General features: G+C 34.8%; 13 protein-coding genes. 8 read left to right on the top strand and 5 right to left on the bottom strand.

All coding sequences use genetic code 11. From position 1 onward, the window contains the following. Positions 1-221 precede the first annotated feature (221 nt). From ABD792_RS15585 to ABD792_RS15575, 3 genes are all read left to right on the top strand, one after another. Complete coding sequence (locus ABD792_RS15585; RefSeq protein WP_345007296.1) at positions 222-659, top strand: META domain-containing protein; 438 nt, start codon at positions 222-224, stop codon at positions 657-659. 4 nt (positions 660-663) lie between these two features. Then, positions 664-894, top strand: a complete 231-nt coding sequence (locus ABD792_RS15580; RefSeq protein ID WP_345007295.1) for a hypothetical protein — start codon at positions 664-666, stop codon at positions 892-894. A 195-nt stretch (positions 895-1,089) separates the two neighbouring features. Further along, positions 1,090-2,316, top strand: a complete 1,227-nt coding sequence (locus ABD792_RS15575; RefSeq protein WP_345007294.1) for a T9SS type A sorting domain-containing protein — start codon at positions 1,090-1,092, stop codon at positions 2,314-2,316. A gap of 876 nt (positions 2,317-3,192) precedes the next feature. Here ABD792_RS15575 and ABD792_RS15570 read toward each other — a convergent pair. The 4 genes from ABD792_RS15570 to ABD792_RS15555 all read right to left on the bottom strand — a co-directional run bounded on the left by ABD792_RS15570 (position 3,193) and on the right by ABD792_RS15555 (position 6,948). Continuing rightward, positions 3,193-4,110: a carbon-nitrogen hydrolase family protein gene (locus tag ABD792_RS15570; RefSeq protein ID WP_345007293.1), complete on the bottom strand. Its 918-nt coding sequence runs from the start codon at positions 4,108-4,110 to the stop codon at positions 3,193-3,195. A 348-nt stretch (positions 4,111-4,458) separates the two neighbouring features. Then, positions 4,459-4,833 (bottom strand): hypothetical protein, encoded by a 375-nt coding sequence (locus ABD792_RS15565; RefSeq protein WP_345007292.1) that lies wholly within the window; start codon positions 4,831-4,833, stop codon positions 4,459-4,461. Between the two features lie 355 nt (positions 4,834-5,188). Further along, positions 5,189-5,698, bottom strand: coding sequence for a hypothetical protein (locus ABD792_RS15560; protein WP_345007291.1), 510 nt, complete (start codon positions 5,696-5,698; stop codon positions 5,189-5,191). 206 nt (positions 5,699-5,904) lie between these two features. Beyond that, positions 5,905-6,948: a LacI family DNA-binding transcriptional regulator gene (locus tag ABD792_RS15555; protein ID WP_345007290.1), complete on the bottom strand. Its 1,044-nt coding sequence runs from the start codon at positions 6,946-6,948 to the stop codon at positions 5,905-5,907. 460 nt (positions 6,949-7,408) lie between these two features. Here ABD792_RS15555 and ABD792_RS15550 point away from each other — a divergent pair, with 460 nt between their 5' ends. The 5 genes from ABD792_RS15550 to ABD792_RS15530 are packed head-to-tail and all read left to right on the top strand — an operon-like array spanning position 7,409 to position 13,273. Next, positions 7,409-8,416, top strand: coding sequence for a zinc-binding alcohol dehydrogenase family protein (locus ABD792_RS15550; RefSeq protein ID WP_345007289.1), 1,008 nt, complete (start codon positions 7,409-7,411; stop codon positions 8,414-8,416). A gap of 25 nt (positions 8,417-8,441) precedes the next feature. Further along, the gene (locus tag ABD792_RS15545; protein WP_345007297.1) at positions 8,442-10,094 is read left to right on the top strand and encodes a UxaA family hydrolase; all 1,653 of its coding nucleotides are present in this window, start codon (positions 8,442-8,444) and stop codon (positions 10,092-10,094) included. Between the two features lie 40 nt (positions 10,095-10,134). Beyond that, complete coding sequence (locus ABD792_RS15540) at positions 10,135-11,589, top strand: tagaturonate reductase (protein WP_345007288.1); 1,455 nt, start codon at positions 10,135-10,137, stop codon at positions 11,587-11,589. 42 nt (positions 11,590-11,631) lie between these two features. Further along, positions 11,632-12,462 carry an amidohydrolase family protein gene (locus tag ABD792_RS15535; protein ID WP_345007286.1) on the top strand — a complete coding sequence of 277 codons (831 nt, stop codon included), beginning with the start codon at positions 11,632-11,634 and terminating at the stop codon, positions 12,460-12,462. A 19-nt stretch (positions 12,463-12,481) separates the two neighbouring features. Continuing rightward, on the top strand, positions 12,482-13,273 hold the full coding sequence (locus tag ABD792_RS15530; RefSeq protein ID WP_345007284.1) for an SDR family oxidoreductase: 792 nt from the start codon (positions 12,482-12,484) through the stop codon (positions 13,271-13,273). 3 nt (positions 13,274-13,276) lie between these two features. Here ABD792_RS15530 and ABD792_RS15525 read toward each other — a convergent pair whose 3' ends face one another. Continuing rightward, on the bottom strand, positions 13,277-13,861 hold the full coding sequence (locus ABD792_RS15525) for a helix-turn-helix domain-containing protein (protein WP_345007282.1): 585 nt from the start codon (positions 13,859-13,861) through the stop codon (positions 13,277-13,279). Between the last annotated feature and the right edge of the window lie 249 nt (positions 13,862-14,110).

Genomic DNA, 14,110 nt, shown 5'->3' with positions numbered 1-14,110 from the left:
TTAAATTTGAAACAGAAAACACACCGCAACTAGCTCTTTTTTATTAAATCATTACGTCGAACTCAGGTTATTAGTATAATTTAAAATCAATATTTATGATAAGAACCATCTTTATTTAAATGCGCTTCCTTGTATAGCTACACAGGTAGAAGCAAATCTATGTTAATTTTACAAGATTGAAATATCTAAATGATAAAGGTTTAACTTTAAAATTTTATTTTATGAGAATATTCGTTTCGTATTTTACTTTTTTAGTTCTAATGTTAAGTTGCAATGATAAAAATGTTCAGGAAAATCAAGATTATCTAATTGATAATGATTGGTTGTTAATTACTATAACTACAGATAATGAAACAATTGTTCTTGAAGAGAAAGACTACTATTTAAATTCTGCATTCGTTTTAGACTTCATAGATGACACCTCTTTTTATTTAAATACAAGTATAAATATGGCATTGGGAAAATATGTTTTAAAAAATGACACTATCAAATTTACAGAATATCATGAGTCTACTGAGGTAGGTACTACCGATCCAAAACAAACTAAAATTAATAAACATCTTCTGGAAAATATGGAGAGGGTAACTAATTTTTCTGTTTCAGGTAATCAATTGGTTTTATTTGGGCCTGACATGACATATGTTTTTGTTAAAAATTAAGAATATGAAAAAATGGATTAATTGGTCAACTAAATTAAGCATTATGTTATCGGTATGTTGTGTAATAGGTGGCTTTGCACAAATTTCAACAAGTGAGATACCTATTAGTTTCAGAGCTGAATTTGCCTTTGCAAATAAAGTGAATGAGATTCCTATTATTGATATGCGTGCTATTTCTCCTTTGGAAATTGAAAAAATTAAAGATAAAAACAAATCACAGAATGGAAGATTTTAGTTTGCATATTAGTATGGAGATTAACAGGTTAAAGGGGAGTGGTTAGTTTCCCTTTTTCTTAATTGTTATAGGAAAGGATAAGTTTAAAAGCCAATATATTAGTTGTAAAGCATGTGTTAAATGTGGGATTTTACTACTTTTGAAAGCAGTAATGCAGTTTATTATTTTCATTTATTCAAGACATTTATATTAGTTATGAAAATCAAATTAATCTTAGCGTTGTTTCTTTCAGCTTTATCTTATGCGCAAGTAGCTAATACACCACCGACTTTGGCTTTTTGTGATGATAATTATGATGGATTGCTAGCCTTTGATTTAACGGTGCAAAATTCGGTTATTTTAGGGAGTCAAAGCCCCTCTGATTACACCTTGTCATATCATGAAACTATGGCTGACGCTGATAACAATATTAATGAATTGTATCCTTCCTTTTATATTGTTCATTCTTCCAGAACCATTTATGCAAGAGTCACTGAAAAGGCTACAGATAATTATGATACAACTTCATTTGAATTAGTTGTTTATCCTTTGCCAACAATAAATGAACCATCTGCATATGAAGTTTGTGACGATAACAATGATGGGATCGAAACATTTGACTTGTCTTCTAAAACTAATGAGATTATTGGATCAGAAATAGATGTTGAGGTCAGTTACTACCTTACAAATAGTGATGCCGAAACACAAGTAAATCAGTTGTCTACCACTTACAATAGCGATACTCAAACCGTATATGTTAGAGTTCAAAAAATTGGATCAGGTTGTTATGTCATTGTTCAATTAGATCTAATAGCTCAAGATTGCAGAGACGAGGATAGTGATGGCGTAATTAATGGTGAAGAGGATATCAATGGCAATGGTAATTTGGACGACGACGATACCGATGGCGATGGTATTCCAGATTATTTGGACGATGATGATGATGGCGACAATATTGACACTGCGGATGAGTTAGTAGATCAATCTTCAATCTCGGGAAAATACAGTAGTTTAAAAAAATCAAATTCTGTGATTGATACAGACAATGATATTATTCCAAATTACATAGACGATGACGATGATGGGGATGGTGTATTAACTAAAGATGAAGATTACAATAACAATGGTACGCCTTTAGATGACGATACTAACAACAACTCTGTGCCTGATTATTTAGAAAGTAGCGTGGCATTAAGTGTTTCGGTTTTTTTGAACCATTCATTTTCTATTTGTCCAAACCCAACAAATGACATAATCTATTTATTATCAAAAAAAGGAGTAAGTATTAAAAAAATAGAAGTGTATTCTATTTCGGGAAAATTACTGTTTGAAAATAACAAGATAACCAATATGGTAGATTTAAAGAATTTCCCAAAAGGCATGTATTTCTTAAATATAGTATCTGATAAAGGTAGTGTTCCTAAGAAAATAATTAAAAAGTAATCCAACAAACTTAATCGCCAACTTCTCAATTTTTTTCCCAAAATTGAAGAGGTTTCCAACTAAACAGGTGCTCTAGTTTAAAGAGCAACTAATAATTCACTACACTGTTAAAGCAAAGAGGTAACAATGAAGGTAATGCTAGCAATGCAAGTTAGTTGAAAGATTACTTAAGATAGTTCCGTAAGATAATGCAAAGATGGGTTAGTATTGAGACTAATAGAATTTCTAAGAAGGTAAGATAAATAGTAGGTAGGGTGGGTAGGTGGTTTTAGTAAAAAGTTATAGAAGTTAAATAGTTTTTAGATATTAACCTACCTACCTTACCTACTTGCCCTAACTATAAATAAGGTAAAGTGTAATAAAAGTGGATTAGTTCGGAGCTTAATATGCTAAAGGTTAAATAATACGTATTTCAGCTTATTTTTTAAACATGTGAACTAATTTTATGCATATTTGGTAGTGTTTTCTCTTTCGTAGCTGTTATGTAATAAAGCCCCCAAATACTTGAAAAATTATTATCTCCATGGACAGGTGCCCCAAAACGCTTGATTATGTTTTAAGAGTCACATTTATTTGTGGCTCTTTTTGTTATATCATGCTACTTACTGTTGTATATACAACTGTCAAAAGTAAAATGACCTAATTTTTTGGTTTTTAATCGTTTAAATGTTGAAGCAAATATTAATTGTATGTACTTTTAAAATACCATAACATAAGTAGGTTAAGTTCATGGTAGATTTGGGGCAAGAAAAGGTGAATTTTTTAGTTCACCTTTTTTTATTGAATAATTTTTATGGTAAACTCTAGATTGAATTAATTTAGAGATGTAGAGGTTTAAGAGAAGTACTTAGCTTCCTTTTGAGTTTAACAATGAGACTAGACTTGTTTTTTTACATTAAAATTAAAAACATCAGGTCTTGAATAGTGTCCAACAACATCAAACATTCGCTTTGCTTTGATAATGTCCTGAAGATTAATATCTGCATATAGGATGCTTTCTTTTGCTTCTATAGGTCCTGCTAAAAATTGTCCATTTGGCGCAATTATGCAACTGTTACCAGTATTTATCCACTCTCTTCCTTCTGGATAAAGCTTTTTAAACTCATACTCATCAGGAATATCTTCCATTTTTAAAGCCATACAAGTGCTTATTACAAATAGTCCACCTTCTCTTGCAGTATGTTGCATAGATTGAATCCAGTTTGGGCTTTTGTCCCAAGTAGGGGATGCTAATATTTGAGTTCCAAATTCGTAGATAGCATTTCTTGCTAATGGCATAAAGTTTTCCCAACAAATCAATCCAGCTATTTTTCCAGCCGAAGTTTCATAAGAGCCTAATGTGCTACCATCTCCTTGAGACCATATGAGACGTTCTCCCCCAGTTGGGATTAGCTTCCTGTGTTTGCCTATAATCAATCCTTTATCATCTATAAATAGCAAGCTGTTAAATAAACTTGCATTACTGGTTTCAGTATTACGTTCATGCATGCCAATAACAACATTAATACCAGCTGTTTTAGCTGCTCTACAAAGTTTTTTTGTGGTATTATCAGGTACAGAGACAGCATTTTCAACCAGTTTTAAGTAAAGCTCATTTAAATGGACTCCTTTACTATTTGGAATAAGCCAGACCCAATCAGGGTAGCCAGAGATAAAAGCTTCAGGGAAAACAATTAGTTTAGCTCCATTTTCTCCTGCCTCTAGAATTGCTTTACATGCTTTTTCAACGGTTTTTTCTTTGTTTAGAAATATTGGTGAGAGTTGGGCGGCAGCTACTTTAAAAATGTTGGTCATTATAATAGTCTTTCAGGTATAATTATGGATGCTTTGTTTAAAAGCATTCATTAAATATAATAAATAATACTTCAGAGCATATATGTAAATTATTATAAAGGAGTAGTTGAAGTAAGGAGCATTAAATCAGGAAAACATCTAGATAAGTATACCAATCATATTTGCCTAAAAGAACCTGTCAAACTTGACAGTCAACTTGTCAACTTTTTCCTTGGAAATTGAAGAGGGCTTAATTAAAGAAACTAAAGGTATTACACGGGAAGTTCCGCCAGAGGTTTTAGGCATAAATTGAGTCGAGCAAATATTTAGTTGGGCTTTTTTTTTGTTTAGTGGAAAGGGATAGTGCGCTTAATCGGCTGTTTCATACTTTTTCATATGAACAATGATTTCTTTTGACAAGTCTTCTAGGTGTTCAAAAAAAATAGTCAGGTTTTTGTAATCATCTTTAAAAACTGTAAAACTTTCAGCAATTAACATATCTGATGCGGTTAAAGACAGTTTGATTTTACCATTTGTGTTTGTAGTTCCAGAAGTTAGAACATTGGTGCAAAAATAAGGGTTGTTGCAAATTTCAACTTTAGCACCTTGTATAGGCACAAGAGAGCCAGAGTCCAATACTAGGATATTAAATACGGTAATTTGGTTGTCGGAATCATTTGAAGAGCATGCAGAGGTGATAGCAGTTGCAAGAAAAAATATGAAGTAATAATGTAAATATTTCATGATTCAACAATTTAAGATAAGTCTTTTTAGTCTAAAATGTATCTCCCTATAAAACAAATACCATTAAGTCATAGCAGAACTCCAATTGCATGATATTAAATCATGTCAATTTCAATTTAGAGTATTTCCAGCTTACCTAGATCCTTAATTATAAAGATATTAAATATTTTTATAAGGGTCAACTTACCAGGTTTTTGTGAAAAAGGTTGTATATAAGGTTGCAATTCAGATTATTAAAAATCTCGTCTATACAAGAGAGGATAAAAATCGCCAGAAATAAGATGTAAATTGATTTCAAGGTATAGTTTTACTGTTCTCTAATTCTTTAGTTTAGTTATAATGTTACTCTAAGAGTTTAAAATCCAATATTGATTCCGAGATTAACTGTTGCAGCATTATATCCATTATCACTAATATTTATAAAAGAACACACAAGTCCCAATTTTTCTTTTAGGCTATAATTGATTACAGGACGTAAATAAAAACCGCTTCCCTCATCAAAGGTATGTATTAAAAAGGCATAACCTGTATCTAATCCTAAAGAGATTTTTTTTGAAAGGCTTGCTCGTCCTGATACAGCCAGGGGAATCCACAGTTCTGGTTCGTAGTCATCAACACTACATCCAACACACTCGAAACCGTCTTCTTTGTCTCCTAGAAAGACTAACGCCCCTGAGGTAAGTCCTATATTAATATTTTCAGAGGAATTCCAGTAATAGTATACATTCCCTTGAAGTGTAAGTGAGTAAAAATCACTTGAATCCCCTAAAGTTGGTCCTATACTTGCTTCTACTCTAAAACCTTTTTGAGCATTACTAGAAAAAGCAATAAAGAGTAGCAAAACCGTTAAGTTTATTTTTTTCATTATTGATGATTTTCAAAGTAGCAATAGGATCTAATCGTAGATTTTTAGGTCTGTGGGAGTATGAAAAATAAGGGTTTTATTGCTTATTTGCAAATAAAATACCGCAGGATAGTGTCTCTGTTTGATAGCATTGCAATGTAATGCCTATATTATATTGGATATTTTGAGTAAAAAACCATCTTGTTGTGGGTGTACTTGGTCACCAATTAAGATCGATCCAAAAATTTGGTTTTATTAGAAGAATCCCTAACAATTAATTCAGAGTCAACAATTATTTTATTCAATTTGGGTTTCCAGTTAGTATCATTAACACGTTTCAAAAAGGTTTCGGCAGCTAAAGTCCCTATTAATTCACTTCGTTGGTTTATTGTTGAAATACCTGGTTTTATAAGTGAAGTAAAGGTTTCATTACTAAAGCCTACCAAGGCTATGTCATTAGGAACGGCTATGTTGTTTTCTTCCAACACCTGTAAAGCTCCTAAAGCAGCAAAATCGCCAGCAGCAAAAACAGCATCAGGAGGTTTGGGTAATTCCAGTAACTGTTGCATGATTCGCCTCCCGTCTTCAATTTTCAGTTTGCTCTCGTAAATCAATTCGTCATCAACAGGAAGGTTAAACGCTACCAACGCGTCTTTATAGCCTATAATTCTATTTTTATAAATGCGGGTATGACTGTAGCCTCCAATATGGGCAATGCGTTTACATCCTTGGTTTTTTAGATGCTCAACAACGGCAAAACTGCTATTGTAATCATCAATTCCTACGTAGTCAACTTCTAATGTGTCTTCACCTCTGTCAAACATAATTAAAGGTATGCCCTTGGATTTAATAGTTTCGTAATGGTCCAATACCGTTGTTTCGTTGGCCATTGAGGCGATAATCCCATCTACCTGAGTATAAAGTAAGGATTCTATATTTTTACACTCCTTAGAAAAGGATTCGTTAGATTGTGTTATAATGACATTATAGCCCTCTTTACTAAGGCGCTCTTCAATTTTTTGAACTACAGAAGAAAAGAAATTACTATTGGCTCTTGGTACAATAACACCAACAAGATTGCTTTTGCCTTTACGTAAGGCACTCGCTAGGTGGTTGGGCTGGTAGTTTAGGTCTTTAACCGCCTTTTTTACGGCCTTCTTAGTTTTGTCACTAATACGCGGGTGGTCGCTAAGAGCTTTTGATACAGCAGAAGGTGTAATATTTAAGGCTTTGGCGATATCCTTTATGGTTGTCTTTTTTTTATTCTCCAAAATATTTTATATGTTTGTTCAATCGATTGAATCGATTGTTTCTCTAAAATTAACAAAAATAAACAAAATTAATCAGTTATAGTTTGTTGTTTTATTTTATAGATACTGTTCAAACGTTTGAATAGTGAAAGTTTAAAGAGTAATAATTCTTGTTTAATCATTAATCAAAATAAAGTAGGAGGGATTCATTTGGGATAAGCTTAAGCTGAAATACAAGCGTGAAAAAAGATTATTAACAAATAAGAGAGTGAACTTTAACAAAATTAAAAACATTGCAAAAGAACCTGTTTAAGTTTTGTATAATTGAGGTTGTATGGTCTCAATTCTATAATTAATTTAATCTTAGGTGATTGCTAAAATTTAAATGAGTGAAACATCCAAGACTAAAAGTTTTGTGCTACTATAAAATGATTGTTTGGATGTTACAGTGACCATTAAAAAAAACAATAAACATAAGCATATGAAATATATTGTTTGCCAGGAACCAGGTAAGTTTCTGTTGAAGGAAAAAAGAGCGCCCGAAAGAAAAGCTAATGAGGCATTATTAAAAATAAAGAAAGTAGGAATTTGTGGTACCGACTTACATGCTTATGCAGGAAATCAGGCCTTTTTTACTTATCCACGAATTTTAGGGCATGAATTGGCTTCCGAAGTGTTGGAAATTGGCGATAACCCCCAAGGTATTAAACCTGGCGATAAAGTTGTGGTAATGCCTTATATAAGCTGTGGTGAATGTGTGGCTTGTAGAAGTGGTAAAACAAATTGCTGTACAAATATTAAAGTTTTGGGTGTGCATACCGATGGTGGTATGCAGGAGCAAATTACCGTGCCAACAGATATATTATTGCCCGCTAATCACCTGTCCGATGAGCAGATGGCTATAGTAGAGCCTTTGGCTATAGGAGCTCATGCTATTAGAAGGGTAAATTTGGTTAAAGGAGAAACAATTGTTGTTATTGGATGCGGTCCTATTGGGATAGGTATTATGAAGTTGGCGCAAATTGCTGGAGCAAAAGTTATTGCTCTGGATGTGAATGATGAGCGATTGGATTATGCTAAAACTAAAATAGGTGTCGATTTTGTTATTAATGTAGCCCATGATCCAGTAGATAAAATAAGGGAAATTACTCATGGTGATATGGCAACGGCCGTATTCGATGCTTCAGGTCATAAAGGAGCGTTGGAGGTAGGGCCTTCCTATATGTCTCACGGAGGTCGTTTTGTATTAGTGGGGCTCTCAAAAGGAGAGTTGGTATACAGCCATCCGGCAATACACGCTAAAGAAATGACTCTAATGTGTAGCAGGAATGCTACTACCGAAGATTTTAATCACGTAATAAGTGTATTGGATCAATTCCCGACGGAGTCTTTTGTTACGCACACAGTTCCGTTTACCGATATGATTGCAAATTTTGATAGTTGGTTAAAGCCTGAAACAGGAGTGATTAAGGCTACGGTTAGTTTTTAGTATAATACGTTCAAAAAACAGGATGATGTCAAAATCTTATGTTCAAATTGATCCCAGGGATAATATAATAGTTGCAATCACAGCCCTTGAAAAGGGAATGACTGTAACTGTACAAGGAGTAAAGGTTACTTTAAAAGAAAACATAAAACAAAAGCACAAATTTGCTTTGCGCTATTTAGCTGTAGGGGATGATATTTTTATGTATGGTGTATTAATTGGTAAAGCGGTTAAACCTATAGAAGCAGGCTGTGCTATAACCATAGAAAATGTAAAGCATGCTTCTGCAGAGTATAATGATTCTAGGGAAATAGTTTCATGGACAGCACCAGATGTTTCAAAGTTTAAAGGAAGAACTTTTAACGGTTATCATAGAAAAGATGGTAAAGTAGGTACCAGTAATTATTGGTTGGTTATTCCATTAACCTTTTGTGAAAATAGAAATGTTGATGTTTTGGAAGGTGCTTTGGCAGAAAAGCTTGGTTATGAAACAAAGAAAGACTTTGCAGTAGATACCGATGCCTTGATTAAGCAATATAAAGCAGGCGCATCAAACGAAGCTATTTTTAATACGCCCATTATTACCACCAAAGAAGAACTTTCCAAAAATAGATTGTTCCCTAATGTTGACGGGATCAAGTTTTTAAAGCACGACGGCGGTTGTGGAGGTACGCGTCAAGATTCAGAAACCCTATGCCGTTTATTGGCTGGTTACATAACGAATCCAAATGTAGCAGGAGCGACTGTGTTTAGTCTGGGGTGTCAAAATGCACAGATAGCTATGTTAAAAGACGCAATTAAAGCCATCGATCCAAGTTGTGAAAAACCAGTGCACTACCTCGAACAGCAAAAAAGTGAAAGCGAACGCAAGCTTATAGAACAAGCCGTTAAACATACGTTCATTGGACTGGTGGAAGCAAATAAGTTAACAAGACTGCCCGCTCCTCTTAGTAAGTTGGTTTTGGGCTTGGAATGTGGCGGTTCTGATGGGTTTTCAGGAATTTCGGCAAACCCCGCTTTAGGATATGCATCCGATTTGTTGGTAGCGCTTGGAGGGGCTCCTGTACTTGCTGAGTTTCCAGAATTGAATGGTGTGGAGCAGGATCTTATCAACCGTTGTGTTGAAGAGGCAGACTCTAAGAAATTTTACAGTTTAATGCGTGCCTATTCAAAAGCTGCTATTGCCGTTGGTTCTGGGTTTGAAAACAACCCTTCACCCGGAAATATTAAAGATGGATTGATAACCGATGCAATGAAATCGGCAGGAGCGGCTAAAAAAGGAGGGACATCACCAGTTGTAGGTGTTTTGGATTACACCGAACAGGTTTCGAAACCAGGGTTGCACCTATTGTGCACGCCGGGGAATGATGTAGAAAGCACAACAGGTTTGGCAGGCTCAGGGTGTAACATTATAGTGTTTACAACGGGATTGGGAACACCTACGGGAAATCCTATTGCCCCAGTTTTAAAATTATCCAGTAATACCGAACTTTTTGAGCGCATGAATGATATCATAGATATAAACGCAGGAACTGTTATTAGCGGTGATGATACTATCGAATCCATGGGTGAAAAAATACTGGATCATATCATAAAAGTGGCTAGCGGAGAAACCGCCTCAAAAGCTGTTCTTCATGGTAATAACGATTTTATTCCCTGGAAAAGAGGCGTTTCACTATAAGCGGTCTGTGTCTAATAAAAAATGTTAAAGAGCATAGTAAATGGATTTATTAAATAGAAATAAGGCAAAGGCAAATACTTATACAGAACGAATTGTTCAATTTGGTGAAGGAAATTTTTTAAGAGCTTTTGCAGATTGGATGGTTCATGAAATGAACAAGGCAGCCAATTTTGATGCCGGGGTAGTTGTTGTGCAACCAATACAGCAAGGTTTGGTAAAAATGCTAAACGATCAGGATGGACTGTATACGCTGTATTTAAACGGAATAAAGAATGGGCAGCCCGTTAGTGAACATCAAATAATTGATTGTATCCAACGATGCGTTAATCCGTATGACGATTATGCGGGGTATTTGGATATTGCTAATAATCCAGATTTGCGTTTCGTTATTTCTAATACAACCGAAGCGGGCATTGCTTACAATGCAGGTGATGCTTTGGCAGATTCGCCTCCATCTGGTTTTCCAGCTAAGTTAACCGCTTTGCTGTATAAAAGATATCAAACATTTGGAGGGGCTTCCGATAAGGGGATGATTATCATCCCTTGTGAGTTAATCGATAGAAACGGTGACAACTTAAAACGTATCGTATTGCAATATGCTAATGATTGGAATTTAGGTGAGGATTTTGTCGAGTGGATTAATTATGACAATATCTTTTGCAATACCTTGGTGGATAGGATCGTTCCTGGGTACCCCCGTGAAAAAATAAATGAAATTACGACTCAATTAGGGTACAAGGACAATTTGGTAGTCGAAGGAGAGCGATTTCACTTGTGGGTTATTGAGGGACCGGAAACTGTTAAAGAGGAGATGCCTGCAGAGGTCTGCGGATTAAATATTGTCTTTACAGATAATATGGAGCCTTACCGAACCCGTAAAGTGCGTATTTTAAATGGCGCCCATACCTCATTAGTGCCCGTAGGGTATTTATATGGAATTGATAAGGTGAGAGAGTCTGTAGAAGACCCCGTGGTGGGAGCTTATCTTAAAGATGTTATCTTTAATGAAATCTGTCCAACACTCGATTTGCCACAAGATGCCTTAGAGCAATTTGCGAACGATGTACTGGACCGTTTTAGGAATCCGTATTTAGAGCATGCCTTAATGAGCATTTCGTTAAATTCTACTTCTAAATTTAAGACACGTGTGTTGCCATCGGTATTGCAATACATTAAAAGAAAAGAAACCTTGCCAAAAGGGCTTTTGTTTTCTTTGGCTGCTTTGATAGCGTTTTACAGAGGTGATAGAAATGGAGAGCCTATTGAGCTAAAGGATGACCAAGTGGCGTTGGAATTCTTTAAAGCGCAATGGCGTGATGGAGATGTTTTTGGTGTTGTTAAAGCAACATTAGCGAATACTGGTTTTTGGGGAGAGGATTTAACGCAAATCTCAGGGCTTCAGGAAATGGTTGCTGGTTATTTGAAAGCTATTACAACTAAAGGAATGCAAGATGCTTTAAAGGCTTTTGTAGAAGAAAATGGTGTTCTAAGCTAAATACTTCTATATTTAGCAATATTAACCGAAAAGATAAATAGTATGATAATAGATTCACATCAGCACTTTTGGAAGTACGAACCAGTTAAGCACGCATGGATAGATGAGACTATGTCCGTGATAAGAAAAGATTTTATGCCCAATGATTTGAAGTTGGTTTATGAGGCAAATGGTATTGATGGGTGCGTTGCTGTTCAAGCTGATCAGACTCTTGAGGAAACGGATTTCTTATTAGAGTTGGCTTCAAAAAATGAATTTATAAAAGGGGTTGTTGGTTGGATAGACTTAAGAGCAGAGAATGTTGATGATTTGCTGCAGCAATACGAGAGTTATAAACAATTAAAGGGATTTAGGCATATTGTACAAGGGGAACCTGATCCTAATTTTTTGTTACGGCCTGAATTTTTAAGAGGTATTTCTAAGCTAGAAGCTCACGGTTTTTGTTATGACATATTGGTGTTCCCACATCAGTTAGGAGCCGTTTTAGAGTTTGTGAAGCGTTTTCCTAATCAAAAGTTTGTAATCGACCACATAGCGAAACCTTATATAAAGGATGGTTTTTATGATGGTTGGGCAATGTTAATGAAGGCAGTAGCCGAACAAGAAAATGTGTTTTGTAAACTTTCGGGAATGATAACCGAAGCTGATTTTAATACATGGACACCAGCGCAAATAACGCCGTATATGGAATTGGTATTGGAAAGTTTTGGTGCAGATAGGGTAATGTATGGTTCAGATTGGCCTGTGTGTTTAGTAGCAGGTAACTATGCTAAAGTTAAAACTTTGGTCACCAATTTTGTTGAAGGATTGTCCCATCACGAGCAAGATGCAATAATGGGGGATAATGCCGTTAAGTTTTATGATTTGAAATAAAAACAGAATATTTTCGTATATGGATTTAGGATTAAATGGTAAAGTGGTCGTTATTTCAGGAGCGGCAGGAAACAGGGGAAGTATAGGAGAAACTATTTTAAGGCATTTGGTGGAAGAAGGTGCCATTCCTGCAATAATAGACAGAAATAACCGGGGTTTTGAATACGTTAAAGAAATCCAGTCTAAAGGAGTTGATGCCATTTTTTGTCAAACCGATGTTGCCAAGGCTGAACAAATTGAGGCGGCTGTAAAGACTATTGCAAATAAGTATGGGAAAATAGATGCAGTTATTAATAATGTAGGAGTTAATGATGGTGTCGGTTTTGATGCGTCTTATGAGGAATTTATGGATTCGCTAAAGTTGAATATGGTGAGTTACTTTCTGGTGGTAAAACATGCGTTGCCATATTTAAAAGAGTCGAAAGGAACTGTTCTTAATATAGGTTCGAAAGTAGCGTTAACAGGTCAAGGGGGGACTTCTGGTTATGCCGCTTCAAAAGGTGGTGTTTTGGGGCTAACACGCGAATGGGCGGTTGATTTGATTAAGGACAAGATTCGGGTTAATGCTATTATTATTGCTGAAAGCTGGACGCCAGCGTACGATAATTGGATAAAAACCCTCGAAAATGGTGAAGAAAAGCTTAAAAAAATTGTCGAGAAAATACCTTTAGAAAATAGGATGACCACACCTGATGAAATAGCCAATACTTGCCTGTTTGTTATTTCTGACAAATCATCACATACCACTGGGCAATTTATAACTGTTGATGGTGGTTATGTGCACTTGGATCGTGCACTGTTGTCAGAATAAATTTTAAGAAGCAGATATAAAATATATAACAAGGAGTATGGCGTCTTCATTAGTTGTATTGTGGGGGACATGTTCCATTCGTCCGTCAAAGAAGAGTGAATCTCCCGCCTCCATATGAAAAGTTTGTGACTCCAGTTCATAATCTACAGTGCCTTTAATTAAATAGATATATTCAAATCCGTCAGTAGTTAGCTTTTTACGTTTGGAATGTTCGCTTAAAGTTAAGAGCGAAATTTCCATACTGGATTTTTTTATTGTTTGCGACAATATGGTTTCGTAGTTAAAACCTTCAGAATCTTCTTCCTTGTCAACATGTTTGTACTCCTTTCGTTTTCTAAAAATATAACCCGGAAAATTATCTTTGATGTAAAAATCATTAAAAAAAGTATTTAAACTAATTTCAAGAGCATCAAAAAGTTGAAGTAATGAAGGAAGAGTTGGATAAACACGACCATTCTCTATTTTTGATATCATAGCTATGCTTATTCCTGATTTTTCTGAGAGATCATTTAAATTCAAGCCTTGTTCTTTTCTTATGTCTTTTATTTTTGAGCCTATCCAAGAGCTAATAAATTCAGAGTTGTCCATAAGGTGTCATGGTTAAAGAGGTAAATTTACATATATTTTATTTGGTTTTGAAGATGGGTTGTAGTCTGTTTTTAAATTTCTTTTTAGGAAAAATATTTCCTTAAAAGAAATATTTGCTATTTTAGCATTTCAATGTTTCAAATTATGGTTTTGAATATTGCTTTTTATAATTAATTAAATTGAATATCCGTAATACATCATAATTCAAAAAATAGGGTTATTTTTGAAAAAACAGTGTCTCTATGAATA

This window comes from Snuella lapsa (assembly GCF_039539345.1).
Lineage (GTDB): Bacteria > Bacteroidota > Bacteroidia > Flavobacteriales > Flavobacteriaceae > Snuella > Snuella lapsa.
The sequence above is the reverse complement of the archived record's forward strand: the minus strand, read 5'-3'. Positions and strand labels throughout refer to the sequence as shown.